The 23,007-nt window shown below is 66.2% G+C and carries 26 protein-coding genes; 4 read left to right on the top strand and 22 right to left on the bottom strand.

What is annotated here, in order from left to right; genetic code table 11:
• Window positions 1–45: 45 nt before the first annotated feature.
• From BJY26_RS10535 to BJY26_RS10460, 16 genes are all read right to left on the bottom strand, one after another.
• Window positions 46–1,731, bottom strand: a complete 1,686-nt coding sequence (locus BJY26_RS10535; RefSeq protein WP_179428065.1) for a ribonuclease J — start codon at window positions 1,729–1,731, stop codon at window positions 46–48.
• Window positions 1,728–2,639, bottom strand: coding sequence for a 4-hydroxy-tetrahydrodipicolinate synthase (gene dapA, locus BJY26_RS10530; RefSeq protein ID WP_179428063.1), 912 nt, complete (start codon window positions 2,637–2,639; stop codon window positions 1,728–1,730). The genes BJY26_RS10535 and dapA overlap by 4 nt, the downstream gene beginning before the upstream one ends.
• A gap of 17 nt (window positions 2,640–2,656) precedes the next feature.
• Window positions 2,657–3,340 (bottom strand): HAD family hydrolase, encoded by a 684-nt coding sequence (locus BJY26_RS10525; RefSeq protein ID WP_179428061.1) that lies wholly within the window; start codon window positions 3,338–3,340, stop codon window positions 2,657–2,659.
• 90 nt (window positions 3,341–3,430) lie between these two features.
• Window positions 3,431–3,907 (bottom strand): hypothetical protein, encoded by a 477-nt coding sequence (locus BJY26_RS10520; RefSeq protein WP_179428059.1) that lies wholly within the window; start codon window positions 3,905–3,907, stop codon window positions 3,431–3,433.
• Between the two features lie 3 nt (window positions 3,908–3,910).
• Window positions 3,911–4,672, bottom strand: a complete 762-nt coding sequence (dapB, locus tag BJY26_RS10515) for a 4-hydroxy-tetrahydrodipicolinate reductase (protein ID WP_179428057.1) — start codon at window positions 4,670–4,672, stop codon at window positions 3,911–3,913.
• Window positions 4,673–4,716: 44 nt separating this feature from the next.
• Window positions 4,717–4,860, bottom strand: coding sequence for a GPGG-motif small membrane protein (locus BJY26_RS10510; RefSeq protein WP_179428056.1), 144 nt, complete (start codon window positions 4,858–4,860; stop codon window positions 4,717–4,719).
• 71 nt (window positions 4,861–4,931) lie between these two features.
• Entirely contained in the window at window positions 4,932–5,360 is a 429-nt protein-coding gene (locus BJY26_RS10505; RefSeq protein ID WP_179428054.1) for a hypothetical protein, read from the bottom strand.
• 145 nt (window positions 5,361–5,505) lie between these two features.
• Complete coding sequence (locus BJY26_RS10500) at window positions 5,506–5,865, bottom strand: winged helix-turn-helix domain-containing protein (protein ID WP_179428052.1); 360 nt, start codon at window positions 5,863–5,865, stop codon at window positions 5,506–5,508.
• A gap of 224 nt (window positions 5,866–6,089) precedes the next feature.
• A complete protein-coding gene (locus BJY26_RS10495) occupies window positions 6,090–6,773 on the bottom strand; it encodes a TetR/AcrR family transcriptional regulator (protein ID WP_237248998.1) in 684 nt (227 codons plus the stop codon).
• Window positions 6,774–6,902: 129 nt separating this feature from the next.
• On the bottom strand, window positions 6,903–8,219 hold the full coding sequence (locus tag BJY26_RS10490) for a glycoside hydrolase family 15 protein (protein ID WP_179428050.1): 1,317 nt from the start codon (window positions 8,217–8,219) through the stop codon (window positions 6,903–6,905).
• A 71-nt stretch (window positions 8,220–8,290) separates the two neighbouring features.
• Window positions 8,291–9,628, bottom strand: coding sequence for a M16 family metallopeptidase (locus BJY26_RS10485; protein WP_179428048.1), 1,338 nt, complete (start codon window positions 9,626–9,628; stop codon window positions 8,291–8,293).
• Complete coding sequence (locus BJY26_RS10480; protein WP_179428046.1) at window positions 9,629–11,893, bottom strand: polyribonucleotide nucleotidyltransferase; 2,265 nt, start codon at window positions 11,891–11,893, stop codon at window positions 9,629–9,631. It lies immediately after the preceding gene.
• Between the two features lie 251 nt (window positions 11,894–12,144).
• On the bottom strand, window positions 12,145–12,414 hold the full coding sequence (gene rpsO / locus BJY26_RS10475; RefSeq protein ID WP_179428044.1) for a 30S ribosomal protein S15: 270 nt from the start codon (window positions 12,412–12,414) through the stop codon (window positions 12,145–12,147).
• Between the two features lie 168 nt (window positions 12,415–12,582).
• Window positions 12,583–13,614, bottom strand: a complete 1,032-nt coding sequence (locus tag BJY26_RS10470; protein WP_179428032.1) for a bifunctional riboflavin kinase/FAD synthetase — start codon at window positions 13,612–13,614, stop codon at window positions 12,583–12,585.
• 118 nt (window positions 13,615–13,732) lie between these two features.
• Entirely contained in the window at window positions 13,733–14,353 is a 621-nt protein-coding gene (locus BJY26_RS10465) for a response regulator (RefSeq protein ID WP_179428030.1), read from the bottom strand.
• Window positions 14,353–15,558 (bottom strand): sensor histidine kinase, encoded by a 1,206-nt coding sequence (locus tag BJY26_RS10460; protein ID WP_179428028.1) that lies wholly within the window; start codon window positions 15,556–15,558, stop codon window positions 14,353–14,355. Before BJY26_RS10460 ends, BJY26_RS10465 begins: the two co-directional genes overlap by 1 nt.
• Before the next feature lie 210 nt (window positions 15,559–15,768).
• Between BJY26_RS10460 and BJY26_RS10455 the strand changes: the two genes are divergently transcribed.
• Together BJY26_RS10455 and BJY26_RS10450 are read left to right on the top strand one after the other, a co-directional pair.
• A complete protein-coding gene (locus BJY26_RS10455; RefSeq protein ID WP_179428026.1) occupies window positions 15,769–16,824 on the top strand; it encodes an ABC transporter permease in 1,056 nt (351 codons plus the stop codon).
• Window positions 16,821–17,531: an ABC transporter ATP-binding protein gene (locus BJY26_RS10450; RefSeq protein ID WP_179428024.1), complete on the top strand. Its 711-nt coding sequence runs from the start codon at window positions 16,821–16,823 to the stop codon at window positions 17,529–17,531. Before BJY26_RS10455 ends, BJY26_RS10450 begins: the two co-directional genes overlap by 4 nt.
• Before the next feature lie 14 nt (window positions 17,532–17,545).
• Here BJY26_RS10450 and BJY26_RS10445 read toward each other — a convergent pair whose 3' ends face one another.
• The 5 genes from BJY26_RS10445 to BJY26_RS10425 all read right to left on the bottom strand — a co-directional run bounded on the left by BJY26_RS10445 (window position 17,546) and on the right by BJY26_RS10425 (window position 21,366).
• Entirely contained in the window at window positions 17,546–17,932 is a 387-nt protein-coding gene (locus BJY26_RS10445) for a hypothetical protein (protein WP_237248997.1), read from the bottom strand.
• Window positions 17,925–18,554, bottom strand: a complete 630-nt coding sequence (locus BJY26_RS10440; protein WP_179428022.1) for a SatD family protein — start codon at window positions 18,552–18,554, stop codon at window positions 17,925–17,927. Before BJY26_RS10440 ends, BJY26_RS10445 begins: the two co-directional genes overlap by 8 nt.
• A gap of 76 nt (window positions 18,555–18,630) precedes the next feature.
• Window positions 18,631–20,049: a MinD/ParA family ATP-binding protein gene (locus BJY26_RS19085; protein ID WP_237248996.1), complete on the bottom strand. Its 1,419-nt coding sequence runs from the start codon at window positions 20,047–20,049 to the stop codon at window positions 18,631–18,633.
• A 57-nt stretch (window positions 20,050–20,106) separates the two neighbouring features.
• Window positions 20,107–20,895 (bottom strand): type 1 glutamine amidotransferase, encoded by a 789-nt coding sequence (locus BJY26_RS10430; protein ID WP_179428020.1) that lies wholly within the window; start codon window positions 20,893–20,895, stop codon window positions 20,107–20,109.
• A gap of 216 nt (window positions 20,896–21,111) precedes the next feature.
• Window positions 21,112–21,366, bottom strand: a complete 255-nt coding sequence (locus BJY26_RS10425) for a hypothetical protein (RefSeq protein ID WP_179428018.1) — start codon at window positions 21,364–21,366, stop codon at window positions 21,112–21,114.
• Here BJY26_RS10425 and BJY26_RS10420 point away from each other — a divergent pair.
• Window positions 21,314–21,880, top strand: a complete 567-nt coding sequence (locus BJY26_RS10420; protein WP_179429906.1) for a DUF222 domain-containing protein — start codon at window positions 21,314–21,316, stop codon at window positions 21,878–21,880. The genes BJY26_RS10425 and BJY26_RS10420 overlap by 53 nt on opposite strands.
• Before the next feature lie 146 nt (window positions 21,881–22,026).
• On the top strand, window positions 22,027–22,209 hold the full coding sequence (locus BJY26_RS10415) for a hypothetical protein (protein ID WP_179428016.1): 183 nt from the start codon (window positions 22,027–22,029) through the stop codon (window positions 22,207–22,209).
• Window positions 22,210–22,227: 18 nt separating this feature from the next.
• On the opposite strand, the gene BJY26_RS10410 is transcribed toward BJY26_RS10415, so the two are convergent.
• On the bottom strand, window positions 22,228–23,004 hold the full coding sequence (locus tag BJY26_RS10410; RefSeq protein WP_179428014.1) for an isocitrate lyase/PEP mutase family protein: 777 nt from the start codon (window positions 23,002–23,004) through the stop codon (window positions 22,228–22,230).
• Window positions 23,005–23,007 lie beyond the last annotated feature (3 nt).

The raw sequence follows: 23,007 nt of genomic DNA, 5'->3' as shown, positions 1-23,007 counted from the left end.
AGACGGCGCGGGGCGTTTTGCGTGCGACTGAGGCGGCAGGCGCCATTACGCTTCGACGACCACCGGAATGATCATGGGCCGGCGGCGCAACTTTGACGAGGCAAAACGCCCAACCGTGCGGCGCACCACCTGCTGCAGCTGATGCTGGTTGGCCCGCCCGTCCTTGTGGGCTTCGAGCAGCGCATCGGCGATCTTCGGCTTCAAGTCGACGAACACCTTGTCGTCCTCGGCAATGCCGCGCGCGTGGATCTCGGGGCCGGCGATGACCTTGCCGGTGGAGAAATCGATCGCCACGAAGATCGACACGAAGCCCTCATCGGCAAGGATCCGGCGGTCCTTCAAATCGGCTTCCGTGATCTCGCCGACGGACGAGCCGTCCACGAACACGAGTCCGCATTCGATCTTGCCGACCAGCTCGGCGTCCCCGTTCTTCATATCGATCACGGCGCCGTCGTCGGCGATGATGACCCGGCCCGGATCGACACCGGCCAGTTCGGCCAGGTCGCCGTTGGCGATCAAGTGGCGCATTTCGCCGTGCACGGGCATCACGCCGCGCGGGCGCACGATGTTGTAGCAGTAAAGCAGTTCGCCGGCCGATGCGTGGCCGGACACGTGCACCTTGGCAGTGCCCTTGTGCACGACGCGTGCCCCCAGGCGCATCAGGCCGTTGATGACGCGGAAGACGGCGTTCTCGTTGCCGGGGATCAATGACGACGCCAGGATGACTGTGTCGTCCTGGCCGATCTCGACCTTGTGATCGCGGCTTGCCATCCTGGACAGCGCGGCCATGGGCTCGCCTTGCGAACCGGTGCACATCAGCACTACCTGGTCGTCCGGGAGGTCCCCGATCGCCTTCAAGTCGACGAGAGTTCCGTCGGGAACGTGCAGATACCCCAGATCGGCGGCGATCTTCATATTGCGTACCATCGACCGGCCGACGAGGGCGACCTTGCGGCCGTGCGCGCTTGCGGCGTCCAGCACCTGTTGCACGCGATGCACGTGCGACGAGAAGGAGGCGACGATGACGCGGCGCTCGGCCTTGCCGAATTCGGCTTCCAGCACCGGCCCGATCTCGCGTTCGGCCGTGGTGAACCCGGGCACGTCGGCATTCGTCGAGTCGACGAGGAACAGGTCGATCCCTTCGGCGCCGAGCCGGGCGAACGAGCGCAGATCGGTGATGCGTCCGTCGAGCGGCAGCTGATCCATTTTGAAGTCGCCGGTGTGCAGCACCGATCCGGCGGACGTGCGGATGGCGACTGCCAATGCGTCGGGGATGGAGTGGTTGACCGCGACGAATTCGCATTCGAACGGCCCGAACTTCTCTTTTTGCCCTTCGGCCACGCTGAGTGTGTAGGGCTTGATGCGATGTTCGCGCAGCTTGGCCTCGATGAGCGCCAACGTCAGCTGCGACCCGACGAGCGGAATGTCGGCACGCAAACGCAGCAGGTACGGGACGGCGCCGATGTGGTCTTCGTGTCCGTGGGTGAGGACGACGGCCAGGACGTCGTGGATCCGGTCCTTGATGTATGAGAAGTCCGGCAGGATCAGGTCGACGCCGGGCTGTTCGTCTTCGGGGAAGAGCACACCGCAATCGACGATGAGCAGCTTGCCGCCCAATTCGAAGACCGTCATGTTGCGGCCGATCTCGCCGATACCGCCGAGCGGAACGATCCGCAGGGTCTGGGGATCGAGCTGAGGAGGGCTGCCTAGTTCGCTGAGGGTCTGGCTCACAAAAATCCGTTCTGTTTCAAGTCGTCGGTCAACGTCAACACCTCATCGGTGGTGGCGGAGACCAGTGGAGATCGCACAAGGCGATTGGCAAGGACGTTCTGGGCTTCCAGCGCGGCCTTGACCGCGATGGCGCCCTGCATCCGCGTCATGATGGCGCGCACCATGGGAAGAGTTTCAAAATGCGCGGCCCGGGCCGCGTCGAAGTCGCCGGCCGCCGCGGCGTGCACCATTCGCGCGTACGCGCCCGGGCACACGTGCGCCACTACGCTCACCACGCCGATGGCGCCGTGTGCCAGCAGGGCCAGGTTCAATGCATCCTCGCCCGAATAGTAGGCGAGGTCACTGCGGGACATCACCCAGGACGATTCGTAGAGATTGCCCTTGGCATCCTTCACGGCCAGGATGCTCGGATGTTCGGCCAGCCGCACCAGCGTGTCGGTGGTGATGGGCACTGCCGAGCGTCCCGGGATGTCGTAAAGCATGGCCGGGAGGTCGCCGGCCGTTGCCACGGTTTCCATATAGTGCAAAATGCCGGCTTGCGGCGGCTTCGAATAATACGGAGTGACGATGAGGACGCCGTGAGCGCCGGCCTTGTTCGCCTGCTTGGCCAGCTCGACCGAGTGTTCGGTGCTGAACGACCCAACGCCGGCGATGATGCGGGCACGACTGCCGACCGCTCCGCCGACGGCGCGAATCAGCTCGTATTTCTCGTCGTCGGTAGTCGTCGGCGACTCACCGGTGGTGCCGGAGATGACGAGCGAATCGTTGCCGGCGTCCACCAAATGGGTCGCCAGCGCGGCCGCGCCGTCCAAGTCCAGCGCCCCGGTATCGGTGAACGGCGTCACCATTGCCGTGCAGACGGTTCCAAAGGCGTCGGCGGCCCTCGCCGCCGCTGTTCCATCGACCATCCCTCTACGGTACCCCGTCATACCTGCGATTCCCGCATGCTCACGCCGCCGGGGCCCGCCTGAAAGCGCACGGCGTCCAAGTCGCGCACCACGGCGTCCGCGGCGCGGAGTTCGTCCGGGCCGGACGACGTGAGAATGCCGAGGGTCGCGGCTCCTGCCGCGTTGCCGGATTCGATGCCCGCCGGCGCGTCTTCGACGACCAGGCACTCTCGCGGATCGACTCCCAAGCGCTCCGCAGCCAGCACATACGGCGCCGGGTCGGGCTTGCCGACGCTCACATCGGACGCCGTCACAACGACGTCCGGCACGCGCAGCCCCGTCGCTTTCAGCCGCATGGTGGCGAGCGGGCGGGATCCGGAGGTGGCGATAGCGGCGTATTGTCTGCCGCCCGGCACGTCCAGCAGCGCTTCGAGGGCGGTCTCGCTGCCCGGCAGGATCACGACGCCGTCGGTGTCGGCAAGTTCGAGCGAGTCGATGACGGCGCTGGAGCGCTCGACCTGCTCGGGCGGCACGAGTTTGGCGACTATCTGCCTGCTCGGCGTGCCGTGGAAATTGCCGATATCGGCGAGATCCACGCCTTCCAGGCGCGCCCATTCTCGCCAGGAACGCTCGACGGCTTCGATCGAGTTGATCAAGGTGCCGTCCAGGTCGAAGAGGACCGCGGCAAAGGAGCGCCCGGTCAGCGCAGCGATATCATTCACGGCTCAACCCTATGGGGTGACCGCGCCGCGGACCGGGTGCGGTCCGGCGGGACGCGTAATGTTCTTGCCACCCGGCCGGGCCCCGGGCCATCAGGCCCGCTCGCGTTTTTCCATCGAGATGGCGTAGCGCATTGTCGACCGGGCACGCCGGCGGTCTCCCGAGACGTCGTACGCGCACGAGAGCCGGAACCAGCTCCGCCAATCGTCCGGAGCGGCTTCGGCCTCGTGCCGGTACCGGCCGAAGGCCTCGTCGGCCGCCGACCGGACAATCCGCCCGCCCGGGGTACGCGGCAGGTCGTCGGGCGGCAGTCCCCCTTCTGCCTCGAGGACTCCGGCCAGACGTTCCATGGCGGCGCCGAACAGCAATTCGCGCACGAGCGCCCACACGCCGATGATGGGCAGCACCAAAAGCGCCGCGCCCATGACGTGCGCGACCCATCCGCCCGTGGTCAGCAGCAGCCAGCCGCGCTGGAAGGTCAGCACCAAGTAGAACAGCAGGAAAATTGTCAGCAGCGCCGCGCCGACCTTTGCCTTGTTCCAGCGCAAAGCGACCGATTTACCGCTCATTGCTTACAGGTCAAGATAGTTCTCCAGGCCGACGGTGAGCCCCGGTCTGCCGGGCACCGTGCGCGCCGCGTGCAGGACGCCGGGCATGAACGATCCACGGTCGAAGGAGTCGGTCGTGATCTTCAACTGTTGCCCGGCATCGCCGAACACGATTTCTTCATGCGCCACCAGCCCGCGCATGCGCACCGAGTGGACGCGGACGCCGTCCACGTTCGCTCCGCGCGCGCCGTCCAGCGAGTGTTCGGTGCCGTCGGGCATGTCCGGCAGTCCGGCCGTCTTTCGGGCGGCGGCGATGCCGGACGCCGTGTGCACGGCCGTTCCGGACGGCGCGTCCACCTTGGTGGGCTGGTGCAGTTCGATGACTTCGGCCGATTCGAAATACTTGGCCGCGCGGGCCGCGAAGTCCATGGCCAAAACGGCGCTGATGGAGAAGTTCGGAGCAATGAGCACTCCCACGTCCGGATGATCGGCCAGTCCGGCACGCAAGCGGTCCTGCGCAGCGTCGTCCCACCCGCTGGTACCGACGACGACGTTGAAGCCGCGGCCGACCAGAGACGTGACATTGTCTTCGGTGGCGGTCGGCACCGTCAGCTCGACGACGACGTCGGTGTCCGTGCGTTCGAATTCGGACAAATCGTCGGCGGACCCCAAAGCGGCGCTCAGTTCCAGATCGTCGGAGGCGTCGATGGCGCGAGTGGCCTCGGTTCCCATCCGCCCATGGGCGCCGAGCACGCCGACGCGAAGTGTCCCAGCTTGTGATGTCATGGCACTAGTTTCCCGCATCGGCGCCCGTTGACAAGAATCGAGGGTCAGGTGAGCACGCTGACACCGCCGGGGCCGACCAAAAGCCCGACGACTATCAGGATGACCCCCCAAAGAATGCGGTGCCGGATGATGCCGATGATTCCGGCAATAACGAGAATCACGGCGATTATCCACAAGATGAAGTCCATTGATGACCCTTTCGTTGACGTGTAGCGGCTGGTGGCGTTGCTAATAGCGACTGGTGGCGTGTGGGGCGATTTCAGTGGCGCCGGTTCGTCGACGAGTCGTCGACGTCGGGATCGATCTCGTCGGCACGCTCCAATCGGCGCGCCCGATCGCTTCGACTCTCATCCGCCGCTTGGCTGCGGCCGGCGGCCTCACCGCGCAACCTGTCGGCTTCGGTGGCGAGTTGCTCGGACTCGGCGGCACGAAGATCGGCTTCGGCCGCCTGTGCGTCTGCCTCTGCCTGAGCTTTATCTGCCCGGGCCCGGCGTTCGGCCGCGTGCACCTCGTGGTCGCGTGCGACGGGCTCCGCCGACGCGGCTTCGGTGCGCATACGATCGGCTTCGGCACGTTGGCGCCGACGCTTCTTTTCCGCCGCTTTTCGTGCCGCCGCAATGATTATTCCTACCACTATCACTACGACAACTATTGCCGCGACAATCCAAAGAATAGTGCCGGTACTCATCAATCCTTCTTTCGCAGTTACCGGAGCGATCAGCGAAGTCACTGCCGCCGTGCCGTCACCGAGTTTACATGATAAACGTCAAAGTGTCTGCCGTTGACCCGCATGACGCTCGCGGCGAAAATCGGGCCGCGGCTGCGCCGTCGGTCTAGACGTCATCATCCTGTCGCCGGCCGAGTACCTGCACGACGAGGTCGTCCAGAACGCCCGGATCGAGCATGAACACCTCGTCATCGCCAACCGCGTCGACCCTGACGAGACCCGCATCGATCAGAATGCGCAAATGCGCGCGAGCTTCGGGTTCGCTCAAGCCGAGCTCGACGACTATTTCGTCGATGATGACATCACGGCATCGGCGCATCAGGATCAGCATCGCCCGGCGATACGGATCGTCAAGCGCGGCGAACACGGCATCGTGGATTCGTTCGTGATCAACTCCGTGAAATTCCACCGGCTCCACTTCGGCGCCGGGGTCGTCATCGTCGGCGATCACCCGTGAGAAATTCATGGACTCCGCTCACTTCTCTCGTTCCGCGTCAACAGTTGTTCGGATCCACGCGTCGTCGGCGCACAAAAGAAGTCACTCACCGAGCAGGGCGCGCTATAAGACTACCAACTGCTGTTTACAGCGTAAACACATTTGTCGATGGCGACAGCACACCCGTCGGAATTGCCAGTAATTTCTCAGACGGGTTCACCGTCGGAATTCCCGGCCGCGAGCCGGCTTGCGGTTCAGTACGAATTTTCGGAGGTGAGCAACGGACGCAATCGTTCGATAAGTTCTTCGAGCCCGTCTTCGAATTCTCGCTCGTTGTGGTCTTCGGCCAACAGGCTCTGAAGGCGCTCGACGTGGGGATAGGATTCCGCCCGCTCCGCCCCGGAACTCTCGGACATGGGCACGATCTCCGCCAGGTCTCCGCCGCGGCTGGCCGCCTCCAGTAATAGCGCGCCCAGGATGAAACTGGTGAACGCCTTATACGCCGTCACGGCTGCGGCGTCGCTGAAACCGTGTTGTTTCAGCGAGGAGAGAAAATTCTCGATCCACCTCATGCTCCGCAGCGGCGGGCGGATCCACGGCGCATCGGGCGGACGAGTCGCAATCAACGGGAAGAGTTTCGGATGTGAAATTGCCATCTCGCGAATGGCATTGGCAATACGGTAGATATATTCTTCCCACGACCGCGCATCGTCCTTCAGTCGCGGATCGTCGAACAAGTCGTCGATCACTTGCTTGACAACGGCGTCGAGCAACTGATCACGGCCGGGGATGTGACGATACAATGCCATCGCTTCGACGTTGAGCGTCGCGCCGAGCCGGCGCATCGTCAGATCGACGACGCCGTGCCGGTCGATGTAGTCGATGGCCGCGTCCACAACCCGCCGTCGGTCCAAGGGCGTACGCGGACGATTGACCACAGACTGTCCCTTCCCGCTCGGCCCGCGCGCGATAGCTCCTTGGCGCACTGCGCGTTGATCACCGCGCGCACTTTTCCGGTTCCATTATCGTAGCGTGAACCCCCGCAAGCGGTGCGGGCGGCGACGAGGTCACCGGCGGAGTTGATCGACTGTCAGCACCGTGAGCGCGGCCGTCCAGCTGAGCGGTGCCACCGACGCCGGGCGGCCGCTGAACAAGACCTTTTCGGGAAGCGAGCCGGCCTTGGTGCGGTGATCGGCGAGCCAATGCAGGATCCGTTCGGCCTTTCCGGCCCGCCCCAGGCCGGCGTTCGCATAGGCGAATATCGCGGTTTCCGGGGTCCACGCGACGCCGTCGTCCGGCCAGCCCTCCCCCGGGGCGAGTCCGCCGTTGGATCGCTCGAGGTCGCGCTGGGCCGCGTCGAACGCCTCGACCACATCGCTGCGAGGCTCTGTGGTGTACGGCGGCAGCAGCATCGCCACGGAGGCGTCTCGGGCGGAGCCACCCAGTGTCCGCGGGTACCCGGTGCGGCCGAACCCGGTGCGGATCGCGTCATCCAGTCGCGCTGCACCGTACCGGCATCTCCGGCGCATCTCCCCCGACCCCAGCGCCCCGAAAATTGTTGACGCGGCCTGCAGGCCGGCCAGCAGCGGGGCGGCGATGCCGAGGGTGAGCGTGGATTCGTGCTGCTCCCAGTAGTCCATCGACGCCGGCGGCAGCGAGCCCGGCGTATTGATGGCTGCCAGCGTGCCGTCGGCACAGTACTCGAGCAGCCGGCGCATCGGTTGCAGGACGGCGCGCGCATCGTCACCGGCGTCCGCGGCCATTTTGCCGGCCGCCCATAACACCCATCCGAAGTGGTCGAGCTGGCGCTCGCGGTGATCCGGCGGCCCCGAACCGTCCGGCAAATAGCGTGATTGGAGCCAGCCGTGCGGCGGCATCGCCTTTTGCAGGAATCGCATGATGCTCAGCGCATCCTCGGGGTGCCCGGCCGCCGACAGGGCGGCTGCCATATGCGCGCCGTCGCGCGGCCAGACGTACCGCCAATGCGGCGACCACCCGGCAAGTGCCGCGCCGTTGTCCAACAGCATGGTCTTGATGTCGAGCAGGGCCAGCCGCGTCATTTCCGCAAAGCCGTGGCCGGAAAGCACCCGGTCATTGCCGCTCTCCAGCCACGCCCGCTGGTTGTCAGTCAGGGTGCGGGCATCGTCAGCGCTCTTCAGCACGCGGGTACCGGGAACGAGCCGGCGTGCTTGATCGGCGCCGACGAAACGGCGCATCCCCGGCCCGGCAAATGCGACGGCCGATGAATCGAGCGGAACATCGAGGTTGCCGGTACGGCCCCACCGCAAGCCGGCCCCGGTCAGGCAGAGACCGCCGGCTCCGGCCGCCAACAGCGCCGAGCGTCGACTGATGCCGCGTCGTCCCGGGCCGGTGGGTGGTGTCACACTACGACACTCTATGGCCGCCGGCCCGAGATGTCACCATCCCGACTTGCGGGGCGGAAACATGGGCGGGGCTAGGGCTGGACGCCGGCGGCTCGGACGATCTCGTCGGCGTCGCCGTTCTCGTACGGGCCGACAAGGCTGATGCTGCGCGGTCTGGCCAGCAGGTCGGCGGCCAATTGGCGTACGTCCTCGGCCGTGACGGCGCGCACTGCCGCAAGGACTGTCGCCAGGTCGTCGTATTCGCCGCGGACCAGTTCGCTGACGCCGAGCTTGTTCATCCGCGATGCGGAGTCCTCCAGTGCCAGCACCATGCCGCCGGAGAGCTGACCGACGGCACGGGCAAGTTCGTCGGCGCCGACCGGTTCCGTGGCCAGGCGCTCCCATTCGGCCACCAGCAACTCGGTGACTTCGAGCGTCTTCGACGGCGCGCACCCGGCGTAGAGCGCAAAATAGCCGGTGTCCGAGTAGCCCGCCGCAAACGAATACGTTGCATAGGCGAGTCCCCGCTTTTCGCGCACCTCTTGGAAGAGCCGGCTGGACATGCCCCCGCCCAGGACGGCGTTCAGCACACTCATGGTGTATCTGTCGCTCGACGTGGCCGTCAGGCCGGCGCATCCCAGGAGCAGATTCGCCTGCTCGATCGGCCGGTTGACCACGACGGCCCCGCCGGTGGGCGGAATCACCGGCTGGTCCGGTCTCGGCCGGACCTTCGGCTCTTCGGCCTCGCCGAGCTGCCAGCCGGCGCGCGTGAACGCGTCGTGGACAAGCTCGCACACCCGGTCGTGATCGAGCCCGCCGGCCGCAGCTATCACTATCTCGTGCGGCACGTAATTGTTGCGGTAATGCTCGAACACGGCGTCCCTGGCCACTGCCGTGATCTCGTCGGGCGTGCCGCCGATGGGCCTGCCCAGCGGATGATCGCCGAGGACGGCGGCCGCGAACTTCTCGTGTGCCAGATCGGCAGGGTCGTCCTCGGTCATCGCGAGCTCTTCGAGGATGACTCCCCGTTCATTGTTCAGCTCGGTTCCGTCGAGTTCGGCGGACGTCACCATATCGGCGATGGTTTCAATGGCCATCGGCAGATCGTCGGCCAGCACGCGTGCGTAATAGCAGGTATGTTCCTTGCCGGTCGCCGCGTTGGCTTCGCCGCCGACAGCGTCGAATGCGCATGCGATGTCCATGGCGGACCGGGATTTCGTCCCCTTGAACAAGAGGTGTTCGAGGAAATGAGTCGATCCGAGCTGTCCGGACCGCTCGTCGCGGCTGCCCACGCCCACCCAGAACCCAATCGTGGCCGAAAGCAGCCCCGGCATTGTCTCCGAAAGCACGCGGACCCCGCCGGGCAAGACGGAACGGCGCACTGCGCCGCCCCCCTCTTCCGACAGGGTCCGGGTGGTGTAGTCGGTCATTTACGCCTCGGCGGCCGGGGCGGATTCCGTCTCGTCTTCCGGGGCGACCGGCGTCAGCGACAACTTGCCGCGATCGTCGATCTTCGTGATCTCGACCTGGATCTTCTGCCCGACCGAGACGACGTCCTCGACGTCCTCGACCCGCTTGCCGCCGACCAGCTTGCGCATCTCGGAAATGTGCAGCAGGCCGTCCTTGCCCGGGGTGAGCGACACGAACGCGCCAAAGCTCATCGCCTTGACCACCGTGCCGAGGTAACGTTCGCCGACCTCGGGCACCTGCGGATTGGCAATCGCGTTGATCGCCGACCTGGCCGCTTCGGCGGACGGGCCGTCGGTCGCGCCGATGAAGACCGTTCCGTCGTCCTCGATCGAAATGTCGGCGCCGGTGTCCTCTTGGATCTGGTTGATCATCTTGCCCTTCGGCCCGATGACCTCGCCGATCTTGTCGACGGGCACCTTGACCGAGATCACGCGCGGCGCGGTCGGAGCCATTTCGCCGGGACCGCTGATCGCGTCGCCGAGCACGCCCAAAATGGTCAGGCGGGCTTCGCGGGCCTGCTTCAGCGCTGCGGCCAGCACAGATGCCGGAATTCCGTCGAGCTTGGTGTCCAGCTGGATTGCCGTGACGAATTCGGACGTGCCGGCGACCTTGAAGTCCATATCGCCGAATGCGTCTTCTGCGCCGAGGATGTCGGTCAGGGCGGCATACGCCGTCTGTTCGCCGTTCTCGGTGTGGACGACGTCGGAGACCAGGCCCATGGCGATGCCCGCGACGGGTGCACGCAGCGGCACGCCGGCGTTCAGCAGGCCGAGGGTCGAGGCGCACACCGAGCCCATCGACGTCGATCCGTTGGAGCCGAGCGCTTCGGACACCTGGCGGATGGCGTACGGGAATTCCTCGCGGCCCGGCAGCACCGGAACCAGAGCCCGCTCGGCAAGCATGCCGTGACCGATCTCGCGGCGCTTCGGGCTGCCCACGCGGCCGGTCTCACCGGTCGAGAACGGCGGGAAGTTGTAGTTGTGCATGTACCGCTTGCGGGTGACGGGAGACAGCGAATCGATCTGCTGTTCCATCTTCAGCATGTTGAGAGTGGTGATGCCCAAGATCTGGGTCTCGCCGCGCTCGAACAGTGCCGACCCGTGCACGCGCGGGACGACGTCGATCTCGGCCGACAGCGGACGGATGTCGGTCAGCCCGCGGCCGTCGATGCGAACCTGCTCGGTGAGGATGCGTTGACGGACGATCTTCTTGGTCAGCGCCTTGAACGCGGCCGAGATCTCCTTCTCGCGTCCTTCGAACTGCTCATCGAACTTCTCGTGCAGGCCGGCCTTCAGTTCGTCGGACTTGGCGTCGCGCTCGAGCTTGTCGGCAATTTGGAAGATGCCCGCCAGCTCGGTCTGGGCAGCGCCCTCGACCGCCTCGAACACGTCGTCCTGGTAGTCCAGGAAGCGCGGGAACTCGACAACCGGCTTGGCGGCGCGCTCGGCGAGTTCGGACTGGGCGCGGACGAGTTCGCGGATGAACGGCTTGGCCGCTTCCAGGCCCTCGGCCACTACCTCTTCGGTCGGTGCCGCCACGCCGTCGTCCTTGATGAGCGACCACGCGTTTTCGCTGGCCTCGGCTTCCACCATCATGATGGCCACGTCGTCGGTGCCCGAGGCATCGGTGCGGACCCGGCCGGCCACGACCATGTCGAAGACCGAATTCTCGGCCTGCGTGTTGGTCGGGAACGCGACCCACTGGGCGCCTTGGCTGTCGGAGATCAGCGAAATGCGCACGCCGCCGATCGGCCCGGAGAACGGCAGCCCGGACAACTGGGTCGACATGGACGCCGCGTTGATGGCGACGACGTCGTAGGCGTGATCCGGGTTGACGGACATCACCGTGATGACGACCTGGACTTCGTTACGCAGGCCGGAGACGAACGACGGGCGCAGCGGCCGGTCGATCAGTCGGCACGTCAGGATGGCGTCGGTGCCGGGACGTCCTTCGCGGCGGAAGAACGAGCCGGGGATGCGACCCGCCGCATACATGCGCTCTTCGACGTCGACGGTCAGCGGGAAGAAGTCGAAATGATCTTTCGGCTGCTTGCCGGCAGTCGTGGCCGACAACAGCATCGTGTCGTCGTCGAGGTAGGCGACGGCCGAGCCGGCTGCCTGCTGGGCCAAGCGGCCCGTCTCGAATCGGACTGTGTGTTTTCCAAAACGGCCATTGTCGATGACCGCGGTTGCGGATTCAGGGTTGAGCCCCAAGTCATACTCCATATCGTCGGTGCCTGCCTCCCCTGACGGGCGGCGGGCAAGTGGTACGAGTGGGAGCCGGTGATGATCGTTTTCGTCGATCCGGTCTTCGATCGAGGCCCACGGACGCTTTCGTTCCGGAGGCCACTACCGAGGACCGGTTTTCACGGCTGTCGCACTCGCGGGCGGCTGCCGCGGCCGGGGCCGCGGTGCCTTTTCCCAGCTTAGCGCGAAGGACGGCGGCCGGATGGCTGCCGTCCTTCGTCGCGATGGGCCTAGCGGCGCAGGCCGAGGCGTTTGATCAGTGCGCGGTAACGCTCGATGTCCACCTTTTGCAGGTAGCCGAGCAGTCGCTTGCGCTGGCCGACCAGGAGCAGCAGGCCGCGACGCGAGTGGTGGTCGTGCTTGTGCTCCTTGAAGTGTTCGGTCAAATCGGTGATCCGCCGGGTCAGCACCGCGACCTGGACCTCCGGAGAACCGGTGTCGCCTTCGTGGGTGGCGTATTCGGCAATGATTTTCTGCTTTACGTCGGCGTCAAGCGCCATATTCGTCTCCTCCAGGTCGTTGCGCGGCGCCCAGGTCTGTCGTGAAAACGAGAGGTCAGTGGTTGTCAGTCCGTCTCGGGAATCACCCTGAGCACTATGGAACCGCGGCCGATCTAACGGCTTGGCCCTGCGGCCGAATCCAGACTATCAGCCTGCGGACGCCGGGAGTTAATTCACGCTCGTTCCATGCGCGCTCGGCAGACCGAGCGCGGCACGAGTGTCGACGACATCGCGGGTCATCTGCTCGATGAGCGGTTCCATCCCCCGGTACGCGACCATCCCGCGAAGCCTCGCGACGAATTCCACTACCACGTACTTGCCGTAGAGGTCGAAGTCGTCGACGTGGGCGTCGTGGCGGTCGATGACGTGCGCCTCGACCCGCCGTCGCACGCGGTCGAAGGTGGGATTGGTGCCGACCGAGATGGCGGCCGGGTGCTTGCGGCCCTCCGTCACGAGCCAGCCCGCATAGACGCCGTCCGCAGGAATGAGCCCCTCGGCGTCCGGGCCGATGTTGGCGGTGGGAAACCCCAGGTCGCGGCCGCGCGCCTCGCCGTGCACGACGGTGCCCGAGACGATATGCGCTCGTCCCAGCATGCGCGCGGCTTCGGCGACGTCGCCGGCAGTGAGCAGGTCCCTGATGTGCGACGACGACCAGCGGCCGCCGTGCCCGTCGCCGGGTTCGCTCGCCGCGCCGGAGCCCGCGCAATTATCGGTGCCCTCCGGCAGCGCGCCAATGTCGTCGATCACGCGCACGTCGAAGCCGTAGGTGCGGCCGAGTTCGCGCAGCGTGTCCAGATCGCCGGAGTTCTGCCAGCCGAACCGGACGTCGCGGCCCACGACGACCGTCGTGGCGTGCAGCGCATCGACGAATACGCTGCGGACGTATTCTTCCGCGGACTGTTTGGCGAGTTCGAGGGTGTAATGCTGCACGAGCACGGCGTCGAGGCCGGTTGCTTCCAGCCGGCGAAGCCGTTCGTCGAGACCGGTGATCTGGCGGGGAGCCTCGGAAGGCCGGTGCACCGTGGCCGGATGGGGGTCGAACGTGACGGCCACCGAGGCCTGCCCGCGATTGCGGGCATCCGTCACAATGCGCTCGAGCACCGCCTGATGGCCGCGATGCACGCCGTCGAAATTGCCGATGGTGAGCGCGGTCGGGCCGAAATCAGCGGGGATCTCCCCCAAGTCCCGGAACAATTGCACGAATGAAGTCTCCTCGCGTGATCTGGTCGACCGGCCTGCATGGCCGGTGGGCCCGGTAAGAATCGTACTCGTCGGACGCGGCCGGGCGGCTGGCGGCCGGGCAGGAGCGGCCGCCTCGTCAGGAGATCAGGCCGCGTTCGCGCGCCGCGGCCACGGCCGCCGTCCGGGAATCGACGTCCAGCTTCGTGAACACGTGCACCAAGTGTGATTTCACCGTCGCTTCGGACACGAACATCGTTTTGGCGATATTCCGGTTCGACATGCCCTGCGAGACGAGCTTCAACACCTCGATCTCGCGGCCGCTCAATTCGGCTTGCGGCGTGCGCAGCCGGGTCAGCAGCCGCCCGGCCACTTGCTCGCCCAACACTGTCTCGCCGCGCGACGCAGCATGGACGGCGTGCAGGATCTTGTCCGGGGGCGAGTCCTTCAAGAGATATCCGGAGGCTCCTGCTTCGACGGCGCGCAAGATGTCGGTATCGGTTTCGAAAGTGGTGAGGATGACGACCTTGGGCGGGTCGTCCACGGCGACGATCTCGCGGGTCGCGTCGGCGCCGTCCACGCCGGGCCCCATCCGCAGGTCCATCAGCACGACGTCCGGCCGAAACGCGCCGGCCTTGGCAACCGCTTCGCTGCCGGACGACGCTTCGGCCACCACGTCGATCTGGTCGTCGCCGGCCAACAAGGTCTTCAGCCCGGCCCGGACCACGGGGTGGTCGTCGACAAGAATCACGCGCAGCATCAGCTCTCCTCGGCCGGCAAGGTAGCGGCCACGGCGGTGCCGTCGCCCGGTTCGGATTCGACGACGAGCGTCCCGCCGCGTTCGCGGATGCGCCGGCGCATGGCTCGCAGGCCGTAACCGCCGGACTCGCTGTGCTCGGGCACCGACGACGGATCGAAACCGCAGCCGTCGTCGACGATGTCGAGGCTCACCTCGTCGATTTGAAAGCTCAGCGTGAGGCGGACGCGGTTCGCGCGGGCATGCTGGCGCACATTTGCCAGCGCGCTTTGCGCCACCCGCAGCAGCGCCACGTTATCGGCCATCGGCAAGGCGCGCGGGACGCCGTCCACCACCAGGTCCGCCTCGAGGGCGGTCTGCTCGCGCACCTGGGCGACTTGGCGTTCGAGCGCTGCGGCAAGCGGAGCCTCGTCCAACTCGGGCGGCGACAGGGCATGCACGACGCGGCGGGCCTCGACCAGGTTCTCGGAGGCGACCTGCTCGATTTGGGCAAACAGCGGGTTCTCGCGGTCCCCGGGGCCGGCAATCCCGGACCGGGCCATCATGGTGATCGACGAGAGACCTTGGGCGACCGTGTCGTGGATTTCTTGGGCAAGCCGGGTGCGCTCATCGGTCGCGCCGATTTCGCGTTGCAGCGCACCAAGCTCGTCTTGAGCGTCGAGCAGCTCTTTTTGCGCGCTCCGCAACCCGTCGATCAGCCGGGTGCGCTCGGCGGCGTCCGCCACCAGTTGCGCGTAAATGAGCGACATGCCGATCGCCACGGCCGCGCCGAAGACGGGCCCGATGACGACCGGCCAGCCCGCGCCCGGCCCGGAACGCAGCAGCACGGTGATCGCTATGGCAGTGATGGCGACCGTGGCGGCGAGCGCCCACATCCTGCCGAGCAAATGGAACGCCAAGAAGAACAACGCAAACGCGACCCACGCGTAATCGCTGGACAGGATGACGAGCGCGACCCAGCCGAGCCCCAGCACGGCGAGCCACACGATGCCGAGGCTTCTTTGCGCCCGCCGGCGAGCCAAGAGGACGCCAAGCGCATACCAGAGGAGCAGGCCGATGCCGCCCAGCAACGCGGGAGCGCCGGCCGAGCCTGCGGCGCGTATCGCGCCCACGGCCAGCAGTGCCACGAACAGCACGTGCTCGCCGATCTGCATGAACCGCACCACCGGCGTCGGACCGCTGGTGTGCGTGAGTGCGTTGGTCTCCATCGACTTCGAATCTACAGTGCGCGCACGTCCCCGGGGGATTTGAGGCGATCAACCTTTCGATTGATTTGCCTCTCCATCGATTGCCGCCGGAAAGACCAGTCGTTTGCTCGATGCCCCCGGAGGGGGCCGCGCGGGAGGCTGGAAGTGCTGGTAATCGCGGTCGTCAAGACGGCCGCGGACCACCCACGACAAAGAAAGCGAGAACACGTTTTGTTTCTTGGAATTCGCGACCTGCGGTTTGCGCGAGGTCGCTTTGCGCTGATGGCGGTGGTGATCTTTTTGATCACGTTGCTCGTCGTCCTGTTATCCGGTCTGGCTGCCGGGCTCGGCAATCAATCGATTGCAGCCGTGAAGAATCTCGGAGCCGACCACATGGCTTTCAGCCGGCCGGCGTCCGGCGACAAGATCTCGTACACGGCAAGCACTGCCACGCCGGCCGAGCAAAAGAAACTCGCCGGCCGCCCGGGCGTCGACGATGCGGCGCTCATCGGCGTGGCCATGACAAAGGCCGACCACACGTCGGTGTCGGCGTTCGGCGTCGATCCGGGCGGGTTCGCCGCGCCGGACGGCGTGCACGGCCGGTCGATAGTCGTCGACGCCGACCTTGCAGCCGACCAGGGCTGGTCGGACGGCGACCGGGTCGCCATCAACGGCACGAAATTCACGGTGGCCGGCACGAAGGACGACTCGTACTTCAACCACCAGTCGGTGATCTGGATGGACAGGTCGGCATGGACGAAGCTGCCGTCGGCGGCCGGGGCCGACGGCACTGTCGTGGCCCTGCGAACGAGTGGCTCGTTCGATGCCGGCGCGGCGTCCGCGACGTCCGGCATGGACGTGGTGGGCCACAAGGATGCGGTGAACGCCGTCGGGTCCTATACCTCCGAAAACGGGTCGCTGACGTTGATGCAGGTCATTCTGATGGCCGTGTCGGCGCTCGTGGTCGGCGCTTTCTTCACGATTTGGACAATCCAGCGAAGCGGCGATCTGGCGGTCCTGAAGGCCATGGGCGCCGCAACGAAATACCTCTTGAAGGACGCGCTGGGACAAGCCCTCCTGGTCCTCGTGATCGGTGGCGGCCTCGGCGCGTTGTTTGCCGGCGGGCTCGGCTTGCTCGCCGCTCAGGTGGTGCCGTTCATCGTCACCCCGATGACCACCCTGGTTCCGCTGGCGGTCGTCGTCGTGCTCGGCATGCTCGGAGCATCGGCGGCCCTGCACCGCATCAGCACAGTCGATCCGTTAACAGCCTTAGGAGCTACGCGATGAGCCTCAACCTTTCCCACGTCACACTGACCTACCAGGACGGCGAGGACCGTCTCGTCGCCCTCGACGACGTGTCCCTCACTGTCCGCCCCGGCGACATGGTCGGCATCATCGGCCCGTCGGGGTCGGGCAAGTCGAGTCTGCTCGCCGTGGCAGGACTTCTCATCCCGGCCGATTCCGGTCTCGTCGAACTCGGCGGGCGCGATATGACCGGGTTGACTTCCGCGCAGCGCACGGCGGTGCGCGGGGCGGAGCTCGGGTTCGTGTTCCAGCAGTCGAATCTGCTGCCGTCGCTCACCGCCGTCGAGCAATTGCTGATGGTCACGCATATGACCGGCGGCAAGCCGGCCAAGCGCCGCGAGCGGGCCCGGGACCTGTTGGCGGACGTCGGCCTGGCCGATCAAGCACACAAGCGTCCCCACCAGCTGTCCGGCGGGCAGCGGCAGCGGGTGAGCATTGCGCGCGGCCTGATGAATGATCCGTCCGTGTTGCTGGTGGACGAGCCGACCTCGGCGCTCGATCACGACCGCGGCGGCCGTGTGATGGCGCAGCTGGCCGAACTGACCAAGACGCGCGGCGTCGCGTCGGTGGTCGTCACGCACGACACCGTGCACCTCGGCCATATGGATGCCGTGCACCGGATGGAGGACGGCGTGCTGCACGCCGACGAGCCCGCCGTCGCCACGGCGTTGCCGGGCTCGATTCGGTAAAACGAGCCCCGGAGCTACCCGATCAGCACCCGCACGGCGATGCCGACAGCGGCGGCCCAGAGCATCGAGGCCAGCGAGCCGATGATGAACCTCTCGGCCGCCGCCGGCGTTTGACGCAGCTCGGGGTAGCGGCCGAGGCCCTTCACCGCGACCACGTACGCGATGCCCGCCGGGTAGCCGGCCATGATGCAGGCGGTGACGGCCAGCCGTTCGAGCAGTCCGATCCACAAGCCGCCGCGCAACACCGATTCCCCCACGGGCATCGCCGCGGCATGGTCGCCGTGTTCGTGCCGCTCGGCGCCCGGGCGACGGCCGCCGAGCGCGAGAATTCCGGCAGTGATCGGCCAGCCGACCAGGGCCGCCACGGCGAGCCCCAGCACGACCCACAGCACGTCAAGCACCGGAGTTCACCGCTTCGAGCAGTTTGGCGGCGGCACGTCGGCAGGCCTTCTCGTCTTCCCAACCGGCCGAGGCCAAGCTCTTGCTGACCGCCTGCGGACTGATTCCGAGACCGGCGGCCACGTGCTTACGACTGCCGCGTTCGTCGCCGTCCTCGACAAGTGCGTCAATGATGCGCCATTGCGCATCCGACCTCGAGCTCACCAGGCGCCCGACCAGCCGCAGCACCGCCTCGGCGTCGGACGCCGCGAACGCGCCGGTTCCGGCAGGGTGCGACCCGGCCACGGCGACCGGAACGCCCGAGCGCGCAGCCTTGGCCGAGTCGATAGCGGTACGCGCGTTGACGAAGGCCGGTCCGCGTCCTTCCCGACTCTCGCGCGGGAGCGGCGTTTCGACGTCCCCGATGCCCACGCCGATCCACCAGGACCTTAAGCGCAATGCCAGCATTGTCAGCCGGACGGCGTGCTCGGGGTCGTCGGTGACGCCTTGCACCTCGTCGCCGACGGTACGGGAGAACGGCACGAGCAAATTCGCCGGCTCGGCGCGGTTGGCCGAGTCCAGGAGCTGCGGGACGAGGTCGGGGCTCCGCCGGCTGCCCTTTTGGTCCATGGTGAGGACATACATGTTCCCAGCTTGCCTCATGTCCCCGATTCACACAACCTGGAATGGTTGATTATTAAAGGGTAACCGGTTTGAGTTGCTATTCGTAGCCATCGACGACTGCCGCGGCAAGGCGTCGATAGGCGTCCCGCGTGGCAGGCTTGAGGCCGTCGAGCGAGACCAGGTCGCCGTCGGCAACCCCCTTGTCGTTCGGCACGGCGATCAGCTCGCGGCAGTAGCCGGACAAGTGCCCGCGAATGGCGTCCTTGTCGACGCGGTTCGAGACGCCGTCCTTATCGGTGATGACGACTATCGCCTCGCGCGCCAGCTTCTCGTATCCGTGGCCGGCCAGCCATCGCAAGGTGCTGCGAGCGCGGTTGGCGCCGCTGACGGCGTACCCGGCCGCAACTATCAAATTGTCCGCCGTCTGCAAGATCCCGCTCATGGCTTGGTGCGTCACCCCGGTGCCGCAATCGGTGAGAACCACCGAATAATACCGGGAAATGAGGCGACTGACGGTCAGGTACTCGTCGGCCGTCAGGCTGTCGGACAACGCCGGATCCTGCTCACCAGCGACCAAGTGGAAGCGTCCGGCATGTTGTACGTACTTCGACAGCTCGGTGAGCGAATCGATCGACGGAGCATCGGCAAGCAGATCGGTGATTGTCTGCCGGGCCGAGGACTGATATCCGCTCTCTCCGAGTGCCCGCTCGGCCAGGTCGCCGGAGTCGGGATTGGCGTCGATGGCCATTGGCGGATCGCCGCGGTATTCGGCCAACACGAGCCCGAGGCCGACGGTTGTCGACGTCTTGCCGATTCCGCCCTTGAGCGACAGGATCGCCGTATTGTGGCTGCCGGTCAATTGGCGCGCGATCCGATCGGCAAGCTCGCGATCGCGTTGCTCCCGACTGCTCGGCCCGAGGTTCACGGTGCCCCCGGAGAGGGTGTAGAGCGCTCCGCGGGCGCCGTGCTTGGGCCGGTTGCGCGGGCGCCGGACGAACACCGTCGTATCGGCGTGCAGCGGGTCCGCCGCCCGGGCGTCCCGACGCGAGCGCGGCTGCGGATCGGCCGGCGGCGTGAACCCCGGCGCGCCGAGAGTCACAATCGATTCGGGCCGAGCCGAAGATTCCGGTTCGCTGCCGCCCCGACTGCTCGCCGGCGGAACAGGCTGCGACGACGCTCCGACCCGGGGCGGCGCGGCGGGCGGTGCCGGCACGTCGTCCGGAATCGACTGCGACTCCGGCTCGTCGGACCCTACCGGAGACGCACCCTGCGGCACGGGCTCGGGGAGCTCGATTTCACCGTCCGGAGTGACGTAAAACCACGAATCCTGTCCGGCTGCATGGTCGATGCCGTGCGTCAGCACCTTTGCGCGACGCAGCTCGGCCTCGGCGGCCACGTGGGCCAGAGTCGCAGTGTACGGGTCGGGGAATCCCGCCGTATCGATGCGCTCGCCGCCGACGGCAGCCCCGCCGTCCGCAAAGGTACGCACCTCGATATGGTCCGTCTGATTCGGCATTGGCTCTTCTCCATGTCGTCACGGTTCGTTGCCGAGCGCCTCGGCGTCGGCACCGGTTTACTGTACCGTGCCCGCAGCCGTACCCTCACGTCGCCGGACGACGTCGATCCACCGGTCGGCAACCGTGGCCCACGTCTCGCGGAGAAGCGGCTCCTTCCTGCGGGCGTCATCGATAACCCCCGACGACGTGAGGCCGAGATCGCGCAAGTCGTCGCGATCCGACCGCGCCCATGCCGCAACAGTGGGTGCCAGCGCTTCGAGGTGGAACTGCACGCCCCAGGCGCAAGGTCCGATTCGGAATGCCTGATTGGGGCACTTACCACTCGAGCCGAGCAAGACGGCGTCACCCGGCAGATCGATGATTTCCAGCCAATGCCACTGCACGGCGCAGGCCTCGGCAGGCAGACTTTCCAGTACGGCGTCCTGCCGCGCAGCAGGCATGAAGTCAACCGAGCACACTCCGACCTCCGGTCCGTTGCGTACGCCGGCCACCGTTCCACCGGCGACGTAGGCAAGCATTTGCGCACCAAGGCAGGAGCCGAGCAGCGGTGTCTCGCTCTCCAGACACCAAGCGATCAGTGCGCGCACGTCCGGCAACCACGGCGCCTCATCGTCGTCAGCGGGTCCGGGAAGCCCTCCGAGCACGATGACCCCGTTGAAATCCTCGGCGGAGTGCGGAACGGCTTTACCCCTTTCGGGGCCAACCGTCACCACCGTGACGCCGGCCGCGTCCAACCGTTCGCCGACCAAGCCGATGCCGGCATTTGTCTCGTGCTCAACGACTAAAACGCGGGGCTCGGGCCGGGCAGTTACGCCGTGCCTGCCGTGTTGGTCGTCATCTGCCATTGCCAAACCACCTTTTGCCGCATTTTCCCTTTCGCACCGCCCCGCCTCGCCCTGTGTTCCGCGTGCGTGTCGGTGTTCCGCGCGTGCCTACAACACGCTATACACCACCGCGGAACACCGGCGCCCACGCGGAACCCGAAACCGAAAATCACTCTCACATTCGACGCCTCAAAATAATCGAACTTATCTCGAATATTTATAGAATTTTGTCACGTTTTACGATGATATAAGTGGAGAAAAGGTTGTTACCTCGACATTCCCGACGAAACCACCACCGGTACCGTCGATCCGAAAACCACCGTCGGCACCGACCAGGACCTGCCCCGCGACGTACCCGGCATGCTCAGCGTCCGGCAACAAATGGTCACCGGAATCACCACGGCACCACTGACACGCCTGACCGATAAAGCCCTGACCGATCAGCTCATCGAGGCCGATCGGCTCCGCCGGCAGCATTGGCGCCGCTGCCACGGCCAACTTCCCCACGGCCGGCTGCGGCCACTCGCCCAGCCGGGCCAAAGCCGACGTCGAAGCAGCGCGCGCCCTCTACACTCACGCGGTCGAAACCAGCGCACTCTCCCCCACCGTCGAACCCGGCCCTCTCGCCGGCATGGCCGGACTACTCGAAAACGGCGAAGTCCGCATCGAACACATCACCACCGCCGTGCACACCCTTGACCGCATCCCCGAACGCCTCGCCACCAACACCACTGCGGATACCATCGTCGGGTTCTTCACCGACCACGCACCCACCACCAGCCCCCGCACGCTCGCACGCCTCGCCGAAGAACTCCTGGGCCAACTCAATCCACCAGACAACGACCTCTACGACCCCGAAGCCTTCAACCGCCGCAGCCTGCGTATCAGCACCGACATGCTCGGCATGGTCCACGGCAATTATCAACTCGACCCCCGGGCCGCCCGAGAGACCCGACCAAGGTCTCTTCGAACTCCCGACACGAAAAGACAACCGCGCCGGGTGTGAAAGCGCACCCGGCACGCCCGGCCGGCTGGTGCGATGCACACCACATCCATTGGTTTTCCCGAGGCGGACCAACCACCGTCGCTAACATGGCACTGCTCTGACCCGCGCACCATGCCCGCATCCATATCGGCCAATGGCAAATCGCCATGCAGGAGGGCGTCCCCCACACCAGGCCCGCCCCCGGCACTAAAACCACCGCCATCTACGGCACCACCACCAACGCGGACGGCTGGATCCACAACACCTACTTCAGCGCGCTCACACATGCCAAACACACCGGCAAAACCATCCACGACAAAACAAGCCACGCCCCACCCGGCGGCAGCTGAGCACTGCCCGGAGGACGTTCAGCGCCGTGTTTCGCCGACCACCGATTCCAAGCGCTTGGCAAGGAAAGCTCGGGCGTCTTTCCAGATCCCGGTGCCGTAGGACACTCGCGCCACACCCAGATCGCGGGCATGGGACATGCCGATCCATCCCGGCACCGCCATGATGTTGACCGGGACCGGCGAGCCGTCGACGATGGCGCCGATTGTCGCCGGGTCAGTAAGGCCGATCGGGTACACGCAGTCGGCGCCGGCATCGGCATACCGCCGAATGCGGTCCAAGGCCTCGGCCAGTGGGTTGACCCCCGAACCGACTCGACCCGGCAAGAACACATCAACGCGTGCGTTCACGACGATGTCGACGCCGGCACGGGACGACGCGTCGCGCACACCCGCCAACCAGTCGGCATGCGCGGCCGGGTCGGCGAGCACTCCCTGCGGATACACGGTGTCCTCGAGGTTGCAGCCGACGACACCGGCAGCGAGCATTCCATCGATGAATTCGTCCGGAGACAACCGGTATCCAGACTCTAGATCGGCCGTGACGGCAATGGGAACGGACGCCGCTACTCGGCCCACTGCAGCGAACATTTCCGCCGCCGGCGTGCCTTCTTGATCGGCGAATCCCAACGATTCGGCCACCGCACCGCTGCTCGTGGCGACTGCAGCGAATCCGGCCTCGTGGACGAGTCTCGCGCCGGCGGCATCCCACACGTTCGGCAAAATGAGCGGGTCGCCGGGCCGATGCAGGTCCCGCAGCGTCGTTGCCAATTTTGCACATGCCGTTCTGTCGCCCATAGT

The organism is Spelaeicoccus albus (assembly GCF_013409065.1).
Lineage (GTDB): Bacteria > Actinomycetota > Actinomycetes > Actinomycetales > Brevibacteriaceae > Spelaeicoccus > Spelaeicoccus albus.
This window is presented reverse-complemented; position numbering and strand designations above follow the sequence as displayed.